Here is a 16285-nt window from a genome sequence, read left to right as displayed (position 1 = left end):
AGTGTGAAATAGCTGACATGTAACCTAAGTTCGCGATTGAAAACGCTTTTTGTAGTGAGCGGGCTTGCCCCGCGCCGGGCTGCGGAGCAGTCCGTGGTGAAGTGCACACTATCTTGTGTGGGGCTGCTTCGCAGCCCAGGACGGGACAGCCACAACAAAAAAGGCCACTCTTTCGAGTAGCCTTTTTTGATGTTTGGTTGCGGGAGCCGGATTTGAACCGACGACCTTCGGGTTATGAGCCCGACGAGCTACCAGACTGCTCCATCCCGCGTCTGTGTGTCGGCATTCTACAGAGGATCACGAGTGTGTCAACCTGTGAATCGAAGAAAAGCGCTTGTGGTTCAATCGGTTAGGTCTCCATGCGGGGCCATTTGAGGCGTGCGGGCCAGTAGGGCCAAGGGTTTCAGCTCTATTGGAAGGCTAATTTCGATTGAGAAAATAAATTCATCTAGGAAATTTCCTACCACTCAATCGGAAGATTCAAACTACTGGTGCTATATACAGGGGTGGATGCGATACTGGCCACCCGTTGGATTAAACCCGCCTTTCTACTTATGACGCAGCGCAAAATCATCCACGTTGACTGTGATTGCTTCTACGCCGCCATTGAGATGCGCGATGACCCGAGCCTGGCGCAAAAGCCCCTGGCAGTAGGTGGGTCGGCAGATCGAAGGGGCGTGATCGCTACATGCAACTACGAAGCGCGAGCGTATGGGGTGCGTTCCGCCATGTCGTCGCGACATGCCCTGAAGCTCTGCCCGGACCTGACCATCGTCAAGCCGCGCATGGATGCCTATAAGGAGGCGTCGAAGGAAATCCAGACGATCTTTCGCGACTACACCGACTTGATCGAGCCCCTGTCGCTGGACGAGGCCTACCTGGATGTCTCCGATAGCCCGCACTTTGGCGGCAGCGCCACGCGCATCGCCCAGGACATTCGGCGCCGGGTCTCCAACCAATTGCACATCACCGTGTCCGCCGGCGTGGCGCCGAACAAGTTCTTGGCCAAGATCGCCAGCGATTGGAAAAAGCCCAACGGCCTGTTTGTCATCACCCCGGATCAGGTCGAGGACTTTGTCTCCCAACTGCGGGTAAGCAAGTTGCACGGCGTGGGCAAGGTGACGGCAGACAAGCTGGCGCGCCTGGGCATCGAAGACTGCCTGCAATTGCGCGAATGGAACAAGCTGGCGCTGGTACGTGAGTTCGGCAGCTTTGGCGAGCGCTTGTGGAGCCTGGCCCGTGGGATAGATGAACGTGTGGTGCAGAACGACAGCCGGCGGCAGTCCATCAGTGTGGAAAATACCTACGATGTGGACCTGCCGGATCTCTCAAGCTGCCTGGCGAAACTGCCCGAACTGATGGAGACCCTGGCAGGGCGCATGGCGCGTATCGACAGCAGCTACAAGGCGGGCAAGCCGTTCGTTAAGGTGAAGTTTCATGACTTTACCCAGACAACGTTGGAGCAGGCGGGCGCGGCGCGGGATCTGGAGAGTTATCAACAGTTGATGACCCAGGCGTTCAATCGCGGTGGGAAACCGGTGCGGTTGTTGGGGATTGGTGTGCGGTTGCTGGACCTGAGTGGCGGGAACGAACAGTTAGAGTTCTCTTGGTAGAAACCGGAAACAAATGTGGGAGGGAGCAAACCCCCTCCCACATTTGGATCGATAGCGTTTTCGAAGCCTCAGCGTGCTCCGGGATCCGCCACCAACCGCCCTGCATCCTTGGTCAACGCCTGCAGGAATTCCTGCTGCAACTCGGGATCATTGCGGGTCAGTTCGATCAGGCTTTGTTCCAGTTCGCTGGCTTCTTCCTCCAGGCCCAGCTCCGACAGGCGCTTGACCCGGTGCACCCACTGGCTGACTTCATCGTCTTCCAGGTCGTCGTAGATCAGGCCGTGGGCTTCCAGCAACTTGCCGCGCAGGGTGCTGCTGATCGCCAGGGTCGAGTCCGAGTGCACGTCGTCCTGGCCATCTTCCACGCTGATCTTCAAGGTCGTGACGCGGTTCAGGTCCTGCTCGGCAAACGGGCTGTCCAACAGGTTCAGGCGCAGCACGCCGTTGCGGTCGGTGGTCAGCTCATGGGTCTGTTTGCCGGCGGTGACCTGGACCGGGCGCTCGCTCCAGGGCAGGCTCGAATACTCCACGCGTTTGTCGCGCTGGACTTCATCGATACCCGCCAGGTTCTGTTGCGCGCGCCCATGGGATTGCACATTCATGAACGGGTTGAGACCGTCCACGCCGTAGGTCAGCCAGTCGTGGGTCATGCTGGTCGGCAGGTTGCCGAGGGCGAAGATGTTCGCCACGTTGGCGCCCGCACCCGCGACCAAAGCCACTGCACCCAGGGGCATCTCATAGAGTTTGCGCCAGGGCTGGTAAGGCGTGTAGCGATCGTAACGACGGGTAACTTCGAATTCGGTGACCTCAAAGGTCTTTTGCTCGTGAATGCGAACCCGGCGTTGCGGCAGTTCCAGCACTTTGGGTTCGCCTACATCGATCTGCAGGCTGTGGTCGAGCAACTTACGCTCGACCCGCTCCTCGTGCTCACTGCGTTGCGACATCTGATTGGCGCAGCCGCTGACCAGCAGGGCGCCGCACAAGGCGGCGCCCCCCAGGGCTCTGGTGTTTCGCTTGAACATGACGTCTCTTGATCTGGTTTTCAGCGACGAATACGCGCCTGGAGGAAAGACAGCACGTCAGCCACCGGCAAGGGTTGGGCTTCGGCTTCGGTCCGGCTCTTGTATTCCAGATTGCCATCGGCCAGGCCGCGGTCACTGACCACGATCCGGTGCGGGATGCCAATCAGCTCCATGTCGGCGAACTTGATGCCCGGGCTGGTTTTCTTGTCGCGGTCATCCAGCAGCACTTCAAAACCAGCGGCCGTCAGTTCGGCATACAGTTTGTCGGTGGCTTCGCGTACTTGCTCGGTTTCGTAACGCAGTGGTACCAGGGCCACCTGGAAAGGCGCGAGGGCGTCACTCCAGATAATGCCTTTCTCGTCGTTGTTCTGCTCGATGGCAGCGGCAACCACGCGGGAAACGCCAATGCCGTAGCAGCCCATGTCGAGGGTAATCGGCTTGCCGTTCTCGCCCAGCACTTCGCACTTCATCGCCTTGCTGTACTTGTTGCCCAGCTGGAAGATGTGCCCGACTTCGATGCCGCGCTTGATTTCCAGGGTGCCCTTGCCGTCCGGGCTTGGGTCGCCAGCAACGACGTTGCGCAGGTCGGCCACGGTCGGCACCGGCAGGTCACGCTCCCAGTTCACGCCGAAGTAGTGCTTGTCGTCGATGTTCGCGCCGATACCGAAGTCGCTCATCAACTCGACCGAGCGGTCGATGATGATCGGCAGCGGCAGGTTCAGCGGGCCGAGGGAACCGGCACCGGCGCCGATGGCGTCGCGCAGTTCGGCATCGCTGGCCATGACCAGCGGGCTGGCCACGCCAGGTTGCTGGGCGGCCTTGATTTCGTTGAGTTCGTGGTCGCCACGGATCACCAGGGCGATCAGCTTGCCTTCTTCTTCGGCGTGCACGATCAGGGTCTTGATGGTCTTTTCAATCGGCAGATTGAATTTCTCCACCAGGGCCGCGATGGTCTTGGTCTCTGGCGTATCCACCAGGCGCAGTTCTTCAGCCGGGGCTGGACGGGAGGTTTCCCGTGGCACGGCTTCGGCTTTCTCGATGTTCGCCGCGTAGTCGGAACCGTTGCTGAACGCGATATCGTCTTCGCCGGACTCGGCCAGCACGTGGAATTCGTGGGAGCCGGCACCGCCGATGGAGCCATTGTCCGCTTCAACCGCCCGGAACTTCAGGCCCAGGCGCGTGAACACATTGCAGTAGGCCTGGTGCATGCGGTCGTAGGTGGCCTGCAGCGATGCCTGGTCGGCGTGGAACGAATAGGCGTCCTTCATGATGAATTCGCGGCCGCGCATCAAACCGAAGCGTGGGCGGATTTCATCGCGGAATTTGGTCTGGATCTGATACAGGTTCAGAGGCAGCTGTTTATAGCTGCTCAACTCGTTGCGCATCAGGTCGGTGATCACTTCTTCATGGGTCGGGCCGGCGCAGAAGTCGCGGCCATGACGGTCCTTGAAGCGCAGCAACTCAGGGCCGTACTCTTCCCAGCGCCCGGATTCCTGCCACAGCTCGGCCGGTTGGGTGCTCGGCATCAACACTTCGAGAGAGCCGGCGGCGTTCATTTCTTCGCGAACGATGGCTTCGACCTTGCGCATCACCTTCAAGCCCATGGGCAGCCAGGTGTACAGGCCCGAGGCCAGTTTGCGGATCATGCCGGCGCGCAGCATCAGCTGGTGGCTGATCACGACCGCATCGGAAGGCGTTTCTTTCTGTGTGGCGAGCAAATATTGACTGGTACGCATGGTAGGCCGTTGTCGGTTGCTTGGACTTGAAATGACTTGGGATTGTACGGGCGCAAACTGCCGCCGTACAGGCATCAGAATGCAGGGCTGTCTGTAGGCGCAGAGCTTGCTCGCGATGGGGGCGCCGCGGTCTGGCTTTTAAAGGGCCCCCAGAATCAGTCCTCTACCGGCGGATTCAACCGAATCCGCCGATTCTCCTGATACCAGTGCAACGCAATCAGCAGCAATGTCGGCACGCCCAGCATGCAGGTGATCAGGAAGAAGTTGTGGTACCCGAACTTCTCCACCATCACCCCCGAATACCCACCGATCAGGCGAGGCAACAACAGCATGATCGAGCTGAGCAGCGCATATTGGGTGGCGGAAAACTTGAGGTTGGTCAGGCTCGACAGGTAGGCCACGAATGCCGACGTGGCCAGGCCCGAGCTGAAGTTATCCAGGGAGATGGTGAAGATCAGCATCTGCAGGTCGGGGCCCATGTCGGCGAGCATCACGAACAGCAGGTTGGTCCCCGCCGACGTCACGCCGCCGATAAACAGGATCGGCAGGATGCCGAAGCGCACGATCAGCAGGCCGCCCATGCCGGCGCCGAGCAGGGTCATGATCAGGCCGAAGATCTTGCTGACCCCGGCGATCTGATCCTTGGTAAAGCCCTGGTCGATGTAGAACACGTTGGCCATCACGCCCATCACTGTGTCGGACATGCGATAGGTGGCGATCAGCCCCAGCAGCAGCAATGCCTGCCAGCGGTAGCGCAGGATAAAGTCGTTGACCGGCGTGAGCACCGGCGCCAGGCCCCGTCGGCCCATGGCCGACAGGCACAGTGTGGTGAGAATGATATAGAGAATGGCGCGCAGGAACGCGCGGTCGTCCATCAGCAAGTCCCACAGGCTGACGCCCTGGAACAGCACGCTGGCGAAGTCGGTGTTGAACAGCTGGGTGAACATCGCCGGTACGGACACCAGCAACACGATCAGCACGAACACCGACACCAGTTGATGCACGAAGCTGTAGCGCCCGGCCTGCAACTGGGTGCGCAGCGGTACATTCGGTTCGCGCATGAACAGCGTGGTCAGCAGCGCCGGGATCATCAGCACGCCGAACAGCACATAGGTGCCGGTCCAGGCCGAGTGCTTATAGTTGAAGCCGGTGGAGCCGAAGCCTTCGGCAAAGAACAGCGCACCGGCCGTGGCCAGCAGGGCGGCGATGCGGTAGCCGGACATATAGCTGGCGGCCAGGGCGGCCTGGCGGCTGTCGTCGGCGATCTCCAGGCGATAGGCGTCGACCGCGATGTCCTGGGTGGCGGAAGCGAAGGCCACCACGACGGCAATGGCGATCAGCCAGGACAGGTGTTTCTGCGGGTCGCAGAAGCCCATGCCGATCAATCCGAGGATCACCAGCGACTGTGCAAGCACCAGCCAGGAGCGACGACGTCCGAGTTTACCGAGCAGTGGCAGGCGCCATTGGTCGAGCAGCGGCGACCAGACCCATTTGAAGGCGTACGCCAAACCGATCAGGCTCGCATAGCCGATGGTCTCGCGGGCCACACCGGCCTCACGCAGCCACACCGAAAGCGTCGAGAACACCAACATGTAAGGCAAGCCGGCGGCAAAGCCGAGCAACAACAGCACTAACGTCGAGGGGCTGGCATAGGCGGCGAGCGCGGCGCGCCAGGTTTTACGGGGCATGGGCTGGAGTCTGCCTCAGATTCACGGAAACAAAGCGCGCACTCTAACCGCTGTGCTCTACCGGGCGCCAGCCATGGCGCTGAATATCCACGCGATTGTTGCGCACCGTGACGCCCTCGTCACGCAAGCGCGCCCGTTGCTCGTCGCCTGAGGCGCTGCCCACCGGCAGACTTATCCGACCACCGGCACCCAGCACGCGATGCCAGGGCAATGTGGTGCCCTCGGGAAGTTGGCTCAAGGTACGACCCACCCAGCGCGCGGCGCGTCCCAGCCCGGCCAGTTGCGCCAGTTCGCCGTAGCTCACCACGCAACCGGCGGGGACTTGCGCCAGGGTCAGGTACAGCGCGGTGCGGCGCATTTCGGCGGGGGTTTGTGGGGCATCGGCAGGCTGATTGACTGTGGGCATATCCGTTGGGATCTTCGGTCTTTTGTAAGAAACGTCTGTAAGTATGCTGTTGAGAATTGAACTCAACACAAATCCTTGAGTCAGTCCTAGCTATCTAACACGATAATCGCCCCTTTTCGCCAACCTTGAGCTCCCCATCCGCTTATGTTGTCCAGAACCCTGCTGTGCCTCGCTGTCTTCAGTGCCTCCACGCCCCTGCTGGCCGATACCGTCTGGTTAAAAAACGGTGATCGCCTGACCGGCAAGATCAAGGTCTTCGACGGTGGCAAGCTGCTGATCCAGACCGACTACGCCGGCGCCATTCCGGTGGACTGGAAGCAGGTGAAAACCCTGGAGAGCGACCAGGAGTTGCTGGTCAAGCAGGACGCCTACACCGGCGAGAAGGCCAAGTCCCTGCAGGCGGCGGACGATGGCAAGGTGGTGCTGGCCAATGGCGAGGCGCCCAAGACCGTCGAGCTGGCAAGTATCCAGCAGATCATCAAGCCCAAGCCGGTGATCGAAGACCTGATGTGGAAGGGCAATGTCGACATGGCGCTGGACTACAAGCGCGCCGAAAAAGACACCAATGACTACGACATCGACTTCAAGACCACCGCGCGCCATGGCCAATGGCGCCATACCGGGCAGGGCGAGTACAACCGCGAGTTCCAGGACGACGTCACCACCACCGACAACTGGGCGCTGGAGTATGACCTAGACCGCTTCATCACCGAGCACTGGTTCTGGCAGGGGCGCCTGACCTACAAGCGCGACAAGGTTGAAGACCTGGCGCGCCAACGTACCGTCGGTACCGGCCCGGGCTACCAGTTCTGGGACGACGAACTGGGGGCGTTCTCCCTCGGCTCGCTGGTCAACCGCACCGATTACGAGTACGCCGATGGCGGCAAGGACAACTTCTATTCCTTGGCCATGAAGTGGAACTACAACCGCTACCTGGTGGGCAAGACCGTTGAGTTCTTCACCAATGGCGAGGTGGGCAAGCCTATCGACGGCCCGGCCGAGTACTCCCTGGATGCGGAAATGGGCCTGCGCTATAAAGTCACCGAGTGGGCGTCGCTCAACCTCAAGGCCGAGCGCGACGTGATCAGCGGCGATTCGGAAAGCAGCCTGAGCAAGACCCGCTATACCGCAGGCTTCGGCGTCGCCTGGTAATCGAGCCGCTGGCAACCGGCGCGTAGATTGATTACCTTGTGTTGAGATCCATTCCCATACGCTATGGGCGGCCGAATACCCGAGGAGTCATACGTTGAGCACGCAGGTTGCCAAGAACGCCCGAGAGCTGTTGCTCAAGGAATACCGTGGGGCTCTCTCCACACTGTCCAAGGCCATGCCCGGCTTTCCGTTCGGCTCGGTCGTGCCGTATTGCCTCGACGAGCAGGGCCGCCCGCTGATTCTGATCAGCCGTATCGCCCAGCACACCCATAACCTGCAAAAAGATCCCAAGTGTTCGCTGCTGGTCGGCGAGCGTGAAGCGGATGATGTGCAGGCCGTGGGGCGCCTGACCTACCTGGCCGAAGCCGAGAAACTCGAGGACCCGGTCGCCATCGAAGCAGCGGCCGAGCGCTATTACCGCTACTTCCCCGATTCGGCCAACTACCACCAGGCCCACGATTTCGATTTCTGGGTGCTCAAGCCGGTGCGTCACCGTTATATCGGCGGGTTTGGCGCGATTCACTGGATCGACCAATTGACCCTGGCCAACCCCTTCGCGGGCAAGGCCGAGCGCAGCATGATCGAGCACATGAACAGCGACCACACCAAGGCCATTGCCCATTACGTCGAGTTGGCCGGCTTGCCTGCTTTCGAACCTGCGCAATTGGCCGGCATCGACAGCGAAGGCCTGCATCTGCGCATCGGCCAGGCTTTGCACTGGCTGCCGTTTGCGGCGTCTTGCAACACGCCGACACAAGTACGTGAAGCCCTGGTTTCATTGGCCCACGCCGAGGTCTGGCCGAAAAAAGCCGTCGCTGAAGCTTGAATTCACGAAACGGCGACGTCATCTAAGGTGGACTGGCAAGGCATTCTTGCGTTGAGGAACCTTTTGATGCGCCCTTTTTTATTGCTCTTTCTGCTGTTCCCGGTGTTGGAGCTGTTCGTATTCGTTCAAGTCAGCGGTGCGATCGGGTTTTTCCCGGCCCTGTTGCTGATCATTCTCGGCTCGATGCTCGGCGTCCTGGTGCTGCGCGTCGCCGGCCTGGCCACGGCGCTGCGTGCCCGTGAGAGCCTGAACCGCGGCGAACTGCCGGCCCAGACCATGCTCGAAGGCCTGATGATGGCGTTGGCGGGCGGCCTGTTGATCCTCCCGGGCTTTATCAGCGACGTAGTGGGCCTGGTGATGCTGCTGCCGTTCACCCGCAAATTGCTGGCGGGCAAGATGCGCCAGCGCGCCGAAGAGGCCGCTATTCGCCAACGTGCGTTCGCCGACGACCTGCAACCCCGTGGCGGCCCGGCTCCGCGCCAACCGTTGGGGCGAGAAGGCGACGTGATCGAAGGCGAGTTCGAACACCGCGACAGCAAATAACCGCTTCACTGGCACGGCACCTTCGGGTGCCGTGTTGCTTTTATAGGCCGGCAGACGCAAAAAAAATCATCGCCGGCCCCTTGTAATAAGCTTATGCGCCCTTATGTAACGGTCACCGCAAGGTTTCTGGTGGCGACACCGGACAGACTTCCGTGTTTCGCCCAGCGAACCGCGACCGGCACTGCCGGAATACAACCCGCCGGTATCGATACCGGCCGATGAAAAACACAATTAGGAGAGATCGACAATGAGCAAGCTTCGTCCTCTGCACGACCGCGTCGTAATCCGTCGCAGCGAAGAAGAAAAGAAAACCGCTGGCGGTATCGTTCTGCCAGGTTCGGCTGCTGAAAAAGCCAACCACGGTGTGATCGTCGCTGCAGGCCCAGGCAAGACTCTGGAAAACGGTGACGTACGTGCGCTGGCCGTTAAAGTCGGTGACAAGGTTGTATTTGGCCCTTACTCCGGCAGCAACACTGTGAAAGTCGACGGCGAAGACCTGCTGGTTATGGCTGAGAACGAGATTCTCGCCGTTCTGGAAGACTGATTTCCCCGCTCATTTTCCCGTTACTACAAAGTATTTAAGGAATATCGATCATGGCTGCTAAAGAAGTTAAATTCGGCGATTCCGCCCGTAAGAAAATGCTCACCGGTGTCAACATCCTGGCTGACGCAGTAAAAGCGACCCTGGGCCCGAAAGGCCGTAACGTGATCATCGAGAAGAGCTTCGGCGCTCCGACCATCACCAAGGACGGCGTTTCCGTCGCCAAAGAAATCGAACTGGAAGACCGTTTCGAAAACATGGGCGCGCAGCTGGTCAAAGACGTTGCCTCCCGTGCCAACGATGACGCAGGCGACGGTACTACCACCGCCACCGTTCTGGCTCAGGCGATCGTCAACGAAGGCTACAAGGCCGTTGCTGCCGGCATGAACCCGATGGACCTCAAGCGCGGCATCGACAAGGCCACCATCGCCATCGTCGCTGAGCTGAAAAACCTGTCCAAGCCTTGCGCCGACACCAAGGCTATCGCCCAGGTAGGCACCATCTCCGCCAACTCCGACAGCTCCATCGGCGACATCATTGCCGAAGCCATGGAAAAAGTCGGTAAAGAAGGCGTGATCACCGTTGAAGAAGGCACTGGCCTGGAAAACGAACTGTCGGTTGTCGAAGGCATGCAGTTCGACCGTGGCTACCTGTCCCCGTACTTCGTCAACAAGCCGGAAACCATGGTTGCCGAGCTGGACAGCCCGCTGATCCTGCTGGTCGACAAGAAGATTTCCAACATCCGCGAAATGCTGCCAGTGCTGGAAGCCGTTGCCAAAGCCGGCCGCCCACTGCTGATCGTTTCCGAAGACGTTGAAGGCGAAGCCCTGGCGACCCTGGTTGTGAACAACATGCGTGGCATCGTTAAAGTCGCAGCCGTCAAGGCTCCAGGCTTCGGCGACCGTCGCAAGGCCATGCTGCAGGACATCGCCGTCCTGACCGGCGGTACCGTTATCTCCGAAGAGATCGGCCTGAGCCTGGAAAGCGCCACCCTGGAAAACCTGGGTAGCGCCAAGCGCGTGACCATCTCCAAGGAAAACACCATCATCGTTGACGGTGCTGGCGTTGACGGCGACATCCAATCGCGCATCACTCAGATCCGTGCCCAGGTTGCCGAGACGTCCTCGGACTACGACCGTGAAAAACTGCAAGAGCGCCTGGCCAAGCTGTCCGGCGGCGTTGCAGTGATCAAGGTTGGCGCGGGTTCCGAAGTTGAAATGAAAGAGAAGAAAGCCCGCGTTGAAGACGCCCTGCACGCAACCCGCGCAGCCGTCGAAGAAGGCGTGGTACCTGGCGGTGGCGTCGCGCTGATCCGTGCCCTGGAAGCCCTGACCAACCTGGCCGGCGACAACGCTGACCAGAACGTCGGTATCGCTGTGCTGCGTCGTGCGGTTGAAGCACCGCTGCGTCAGATCGCTGCCAACTCCGGCGACGAGCCAAGTGTTGTGGTCAACGAAGTCAAGAACGGCAAAGGTAACTACGGTTACAACGCTGCGACTGGCGTCTATGGCGACATGATCGAAATGGGCATCCTGGACCCTACCAAGGTGACTCGTTCCGCGCTGCAGGCCGCAGCCTCCATCGGTGGTCTGATCCTGACCACCGAAGCTGCAATCGCTGACAAGCCAAAGGCTGAAGGCTCGGCTGGCGGCGGTATGCCAGACATGGGCGGCATGGGTGGCATGGGCGGCATGATGTAAGCCAGCCTTACCCCTGTACTGAAAAAGCCCCGCCTGCAGTAATGCAGGTGGGGCTTTTTTGTGGGCGGCGGCTTGGGCTCAGGTGGGCGCCGCGCGCTTGGAGGGCCGGTACAGCAACAGGCAATACAGCCCCAGGCAGATCAGCCAGGAGAAAATTGCCGTCCACACGTTATGGGAAAAGAAGTGCGCGCCTTGCATCATACGGCTGACGGAAAAAACGCTGCCCAAGCCGACGGCGAAGATGAATGCGCTGCGCGCCATCCGTGGCTGCCGGTCACGCAGTGCAAAAAACAGGGCAAACAAGGCGAACCCGGTGGCGGCATGACCGCCTGGCCAGCAGCGCCCGGGTTTATCGGTGGGCGGGCGAGGGCTCAGCAATTTGCTGTAGGTTTCCTGACCGCCGAATTCCTGGACGCTCCACGGGCACTGGACGCCGGTGATGGTTTTCAGCGGAGCGACAAACGCGGTCGCCAGCCCAAGGGACAGCACCAGGCAGCCCAGTTCACGCCGATAGGGTTTGAGCCGCCGGAGGATAAACGTGCCGGCAAATCCCAGGATCGCCAGGACCGAGAACAGGATGACCAACTGTTTGGCACGATCATGCAGGATGTCTTCGAGGAAGAAACTGTAACGCCCGATGAAGCCGCCCTCCGCGCCGTTGTAGAACAGCTTGGCGAGGTTCATGTCCAGCGAGGTCAGCTCCAGCAGCAGCAATAGGAGCGCAGCGCCGCCGGGGATGCCCAGGCAGAGCCATAGGTTGAGAGGTTTGGAGACGGGGACGGCGGGGGTGGTTCCCATGGTGGACCCTGGTGAAAAACGTCCCGTACTGACCTGTGCGGGGCGTTTTGGTTAGCGCGTGCTCAGTGCCGGGGCCTCTTCCTTGGGCGCTCTCCAGCTCAGTAACTGTTGTTTGAAGTCATAGCTGGCGGCCTGGTAGTAGGTGATCGCCCGCTGGATCAACGGGTCATCGCTGCCGACCCGCAACTCCTGGCTCTCACCCAGGGCCTGGTCGTGGCGGCGCAGGCCCAGGCGTGGGCTGAGAATGGCCAGGTCCTTGCCGTCGAACAGGCCAAGGTGCTGGTAGTTGCCGAGCACCACCCGAGGTGGCAGTGGGTTGTCTTGCAGTAGGTTGCGACCAAAGAAGGTGGATTCGTAGCTCAGGTTGAGCAGGCCCAGCAGCGTGGGCGCCAGGTCGATCTGGCTGGCCAGTTGTGCGCTTTCCCGTGCGTCGATCAGCTTGGGCGCATAGATGAACAGCGGAATCTGGTAGTTGGTGATGGGCAGGTCTTCCTTGCCTGCGCTGCCGGCGGTGTGGTCGGCGACGAAGATGAAGATCGTGTTATCGAACCAGGGTTTTTGGCGGGCGGCTTCCAGGAATTGGCCGATGGCGTGGTCGGTGTATTTCACCGCGCCGTCGCGGCCATTCCCGGATTTGATGTCGATACGCCCATCCGGGTAGGTGTAGGGGCGGTGGTTGGAAGTGGTCATCAGTTGCAGCAAAAAGGGCTGCTGCTTGGCGTAGTCGATGTCGGCCAGTTTCAGGGTTTGGTTATACAGGTCCTCGTCAGCCATGCCCCAGGCGTTCTTGAACGAGATTTCTGACTCGGGCACGCTGCTCTGGTCCACGACGCGATAACCGTTGCCGCTGAAAAACGCGTTCATGTTATCGAAGTACCCGCGCCCGCCGTACACAAACACGCTGTCGTAACCGACGGCCGTGAGCTGTTGCCCCAGGCTGGCGAAGCCGCTTTCACGACCGATGCGCTTGACGATCGAGCGCCCGGGCGTGGGTGGAATCGCCAGGGTGATCGCCTCCAGGCCACGGTCGGTGCGAGTGCCGGTGGCATAGAAATTATTGAAATACAGGCTCTGTTTACGCAGCGCATCCAGGTTAGGCGTGAGGTTGCGCTCGTCGCCGTTGCTGCCCATGTACTTGGCGCTGAAACTTTCGATGGTCACCAGCACGACATTGGGTTTGCGCGGCGTGCCCGGATTGGTGATGGCGCGGCGGATATCCAGCGAGTCCTGGCCGATAAAGCGGGCGTTGGGTTCGCTCAGCTCTGTACGCAGTTGCGTGGCGATAACCTCAGTCGGCAGGGTTTTGTAGAACTGTGGGTAATCCAGTTCGTTGTTACGGAATGCGGCGAAAAACTGATACGGACCATTGCTGGCCAGTTCGTTCTTGTAGGCGTTGCCGCCCTGGGCTCGCGGGCTGTCCTGGCTGACCAGTTGCAGGCTGAGGCCAGCAATCACCAACAGGGCCAGGGCATTCACCAGGCGACCGCGCATCGGCGGCAGTGGGGCGCTCATCGCCGCATTGAACGGCTTGCGCAAGGCCAGGCTCAAGACAATCGCCAGCATGGCGAGCAGGCTCAGCAGTTTGCCGATCGGGTAGGACTCGAGCAGGTTGTTCAACACCTCGTCGGAGTACACCAGGTAATCGACGGCAATGAAGTTGAAGCGCACGCCGAATTCATCCCAGAACAGCCACTCGGCCACCGAGGTAAATAGCATGGCGAACAGGCTGACGGTGAGCACGGCCTGCAGGAACCAGCGGTGACCGCGACGGCGCCACAGCACGGGCGGGCACAGCAGCAAATACAAACCCAGCGGCAGTGCCGCATACGCCAGGAAACCCAGGTCGTACAGCAGGCCCACGCCAAACACCGGCAACAGGTTGCCGCCGACTTCATCCAAATGGGTGATGAGCAGCACGCCACGAGTGAGCAGGAAAATAACCAGCCAGGCACCGGTTACCAACAGCAAATAGCGCATTGGCGCCGTCTTGAGCAACCCCATGTCCATGTTCCTTATATCAATGGGGGGCGATCTTCTGCCTGACACTGTAGTCAGTTTGTGAAGCTATAGTGAAAAACTCGTTGGTAGGCTGAATCGGTTGAAAACCTATATTGGCACGCCTTTCCGCTCTATCCCTGAGCCACACTTGGCCTTAAGCTGCGCGAGCCAACACGGCCGTTACCGCGTACGGAGACACTGCCCATGCGAATTCTACTGGTTGAAGACAACCGCGATATTCTGGCCAACCTGGCCGACTACCTGGGGCTAAAAGGCTACACCGTGGACTGTGCGCAGGACGGTTTGTCGGGCCTGCACCTGGCCGCGACCGAGCATTACGACTTGATCGTGCTCGACATCATGCTGCCTGGCATCGATGGCTACACCTTGTGCAAACGCCTGCGTGAGGACGCGCGCCGTGACACGCCGGTGATCATGCTCACCGCTCGCGACCAGTTGGATGACCGGCTGCAGGGCTTCAAGTCCGGCGCCGATGACTATTTGCTCAAACCGTTTGCCCTGTCGGAACTGGCTGCGCGCATCGAAGCGGTGCTGCGCCGTGCCCAAGGTGGCGGTCGCCGCGCCCTGCAAGTGGCTGATCTGAATTACGACCTCGATACCCTGGAAGTGACCCGCGAAGGGCGCCTGCTCAAGCTCAACCCGGTCGGCCTGAAGCTGCTCGCGGTCTTGATGCAGAAAAGTCCCCACGTATTGCGTCGGGAAGTGCTGGAAGAGGCGCTGTGGGGCGATGACTGCCCGGACAGCGACAGCCTGCGCAGCCATGTCCACCAGTTGCGCCAGGTGATCGATAAGCCGTTCGCCAAGCCGTTGCTGCAAACCGTGCATGGTGTGGGTTACCGCTTGGCCGAGGGCCGTGATGGAGTTTAAGCAAAGCCTTGCCCAGCGGATCATCATCGCCTTTGCCTTGATGAGTGCGTTGGTGGCGGGGGCCTTCGCCATGGGCATCGTCGCCACCGTGCACCTGGTGGAAGAGAAGTTGATCTCGGCAGGCTTGGGCGGTGACCTGCAGCGCCTGCTGCTGATGGACACCGTCGAGGACTGGCGGCACCGGCCCGAGCCCGACCAGCTATTTTACTTCAGCGGTGGCCCCGGGGATTTTGAATTGCCCAAGGACCTGCGGCATCTGGAACCAGGGTTTCATGAGGTGTTTCGTGAGGCGTTGTCGTACCACGCCATGGTAGAAGTGGTCGACGGTCGGCGCTATGTGCTGCTGCAGGATCAAAGCGATTTCGAAGAGCGCGAGCGCGTGCTGTTTGCCGTGGTGCTGGTGGGCTTCGTGCTCAGCCTGGCGCTGGCGGTATTCCTCGGCTGGGTGCTGGCCCGTAAAGTGATGGCGCCGGTGGTGCGCCTGGCTCGCCAGGTGCGGCACCGCGACCAGTTGCTGGGCCTGGCGCCTCCCCTGGCACCGGACTACGCGGCCGACGAAGTGGGTGAGCTGGCGGTGGCCTTCGACGCCACGCTGGGGCGCCTGCGCCAGGCGTTGTCCCGCGAGCAGTTGTTCACCAGCGATGTCAGCCACGAACTGCGCACGCCTTTGATGGTGCTGGCCAGTTCCTGCGAACTGTTGCTGGAAAACCCGGCTATCGATCAGCGTGGGCGTAACCAGGTCGAGCGAATCGCCCGGGCCTGCGAAGAAATGCGCGAACTGGTGCAAACCTTCCTGATGCTGGCCCGGGCTCAGCATGATGACGGGAGCATGTCGCCTAGGGCCAATCTGTCCCAGGTCGCTGATGATCTGCTCGGCATCTGGCGCGAGCCCATCGAACACAAGGGCCTGGAGTTGATCTACCAGCCGGGCGACCCGCTGGATACGCGCTACAACGCGACCTTCCTGCATGCCGTGATGGGCAACCTGTTGCGCAATGCCCTGCATTACACCGAAAGCGGCTTCATCCGGCTGACCCTGGAGCCGACCGGGTTTGTGGTGGAAGACAGCGGCGTCGGCATTCCCGAAGACAAGCGCGAAGCGATGTTCGAGCCGTTCGTCCGCGGCAGTGAGAAGCGCGGCGAGGGTCTGGGGTTGGGTTTGTCACTGGTCCAGCGCATCTGCGAGAACCAGGGCTGGAGCGTTACCCTCAGCACCGTGGAGCCCAATGGCTGTCGCTTTCATGTCCAGTTGAGTCAGGTCAACGCCTGAACGTTCCCGCTGCCGTTATCCTGCCAGAGATCCCCGTAATTCGGCGAAGATGGCCCCATGATATTGCTTGTATCTGTAAAGTCTTGAAATATATGAGATTGGAC

At 60.4% G+C, this 16285-nt stretch carries 14 protein-coding genes and 1 tRNA gene; 8 read left to right on the top strand and 7 right to left on the bottom strand.

Annotated features, from left to right (window positions below):
* Positions 1-194: 194 nt before the first annotated feature.
* Positions 195-271 (bottom strand) — tRNA-Met (locus BLW22_RS23730).
* Between the two features lie 283 nt (positions 272-554).
* Between BLW22_RS23730 and dinB the strand changes: the two genes are divergently transcribed.
* Positions 555-1613, top strand: a complete 1059-nt coding sequence (gene dinB, locus BLW22_RS23725) for a DNA polymerase IV (protein WP_027605471.1) — start codon at positions 555-557, stop codon at positions 1611-1613.
* Between the two features lie 68 nt (positions 1614-1681).
* Here dinB and BLW22_RS23720 read toward each other — a convergent pair whose 3' ends face one another.
* From BLW22_RS23720 to BLW22_RS23705, 4 genes are all read right to left on the bottom strand, one after another.
* Positions 1682-2635, bottom strand: coding sequence for a hypothetical protein (locus BLW22_RS23720; RefSeq protein WP_065925011.1), 954 nt, complete (start codon positions 2633-2635; stop codon positions 1682-1684).
* A gap of 20 nt (positions 2636-2655) precedes the next feature.
* Positions 2656-4371 carry a proline--tRNA ligase gene (locus BLW22_RS23715; RefSeq protein ID WP_065925012.1) on the bottom strand — a complete coding sequence of 572 codons (1716 nt, stop codon included), beginning with the start codon at positions 4369-4371 and terminating at the stop codon, positions 2656-2658.
* A gap of 155 nt (positions 4372-4526) precedes the next feature.
* Positions 4527-6059, bottom strand: a complete 1533-nt coding sequence (locus BLW22_RS23710) for an AmpG family muropeptide MFS transporter (protein ID WP_065925013.1) — start codon at positions 6057-6059, stop codon at positions 4527-4529.
* A 43-nt stretch (positions 6060-6102) separates the two neighbouring features.
* A complete protein-coding gene (locus BLW22_RS23705; RefSeq protein ID WP_043293512.1) occupies positions 6103-6465 on the bottom strand; it encodes an MGMT family protein in 363 nt (120 codons plus the stop codon).
* 144 nt (positions 6466-6609) lie between these two features.
* On the opposite strand from BLW22_RS23705, the gene BLW22_RS23700 reads away from it, so the two are divergent.
* The 5 genes from BLW22_RS23700 (at position 6610) to groL (ending at position 11227) form a co-directional block, all read left to right on the top strand.
* Entirely contained in the window at positions 6610-7617 is a 1008-nt protein-coding gene (locus tag BLW22_RS23700; RefSeq protein WP_074847561.1) for a DUF481 domain-containing protein, read from the top strand.
* A 94-nt stretch (positions 7618-7711) separates the two neighbouring features.
* A complete protein-coding gene (locus BLW22_RS23695) occupies positions 7712-8443 on the top strand; it encodes a HugZ family pyridoxamine 5'-phosphate oxidase (protein ID WP_074847560.1) in 732 nt (243 codons plus the stop codon).
* Between the two features lie 66 nt (positions 8444-8509).
* Positions 8510-8986 carry an FxsA family protein gene (locus BLW22_RS23690; RefSeq protein ID WP_024077215.1) on the top strand — a complete coding sequence of 159 codons (477 nt, stop codon included), beginning with the start codon at positions 8510-8512 and terminating at the stop codon, positions 8984-8986.
* 247 nt (positions 8987-9233) lie between these two features.
* Positions 9234-9530, top strand: a complete 297-nt coding sequence (locus BLW22_RS23685) for a co-chaperone GroES (RefSeq protein ID WP_003175874.1) — start codon at positions 9234-9236, stop codon at positions 9528-9530.
* Between the two features lie 50 nt (positions 9531-9580).
* Complete coding sequence (gene groL / locus BLW22_RS23680; RefSeq protein WP_065925015.1) at positions 9581-11227, top strand: chaperonin GroEL; 1647 nt, start codon at positions 9581-9583, stop codon at positions 11225-11227.
* Between the two features lie 78 nt (positions 11228-11305).
* Here the strand turns inward: groL and BLW22_RS23675 are convergent, their stop codons facing one another.
* Both BLW22_RS23675 and BLW22_RS23670 read right to left on the bottom strand, forming a co-directional pair.
* Positions 11306-12025: a phosphatase PAP2 family protein gene (locus tag BLW22_RS23675; RefSeq protein WP_074847559.1), complete on the bottom strand. Its 720-nt coding sequence runs from the start codon at positions 12023-12025 to the stop codon at positions 11306-11308.
* 51 nt (positions 12026-12076) lie between these two features.
* Positions 12077-14026, bottom strand: a complete 1950-nt coding sequence (locus BLW22_RS23670; RefSeq protein ID WP_074847558.1) for an LTA synthase family protein — start codon at positions 14024-14026, stop codon at positions 12077-12079.
* A 201-nt stretch (positions 14027-14227) separates the two neighbouring features.
* On the opposite strand from BLW22_RS23670, the gene colR reads away from it, so the two are divergent.
* Both colR and BLW22_RS23660 read left to right on the top strand, forming a co-directional pair.
* The gene (gene colR / locus BLW22_RS23665; protein WP_027605482.1) at positions 14228-14911 is read left to right on the top strand and encodes a two-component system response regulator ColR; all 684 of its coding nucleotides are present in this window, start codon (positions 14228-14230) and stop codon (positions 14909-14911) included.
* Positions 14901-16181, top strand: coding sequence for a sensor histidine kinase (locus tag BLW22_RS23660; RefSeq protein WP_065925018.1), 1281 nt, complete (start codon positions 14901-14903; stop codon positions 16179-16181). Before colR ends, BLW22_RS23660 begins: the two co-directional genes overlap by 11 nt.
* The last annotated feature ends 104 nt before the right edge of the window (positions 16182-16285 follow it).

Source organism: Pseudomonas marginalis (genome assembly GCF_900105325.1).
Classification (GTDB): domain Bacteria; phylum Pseudomonadota; class Gammaproteobacteria; order Pseudomonadales; family Pseudomonadaceae; genus Aquipseudomonas; species Aquipseudomonas marginalis.
Note: the sequence above shows the minus strand (reverse complement) of the source record. Positions and strands in the feature narration are given on the sequence as shown.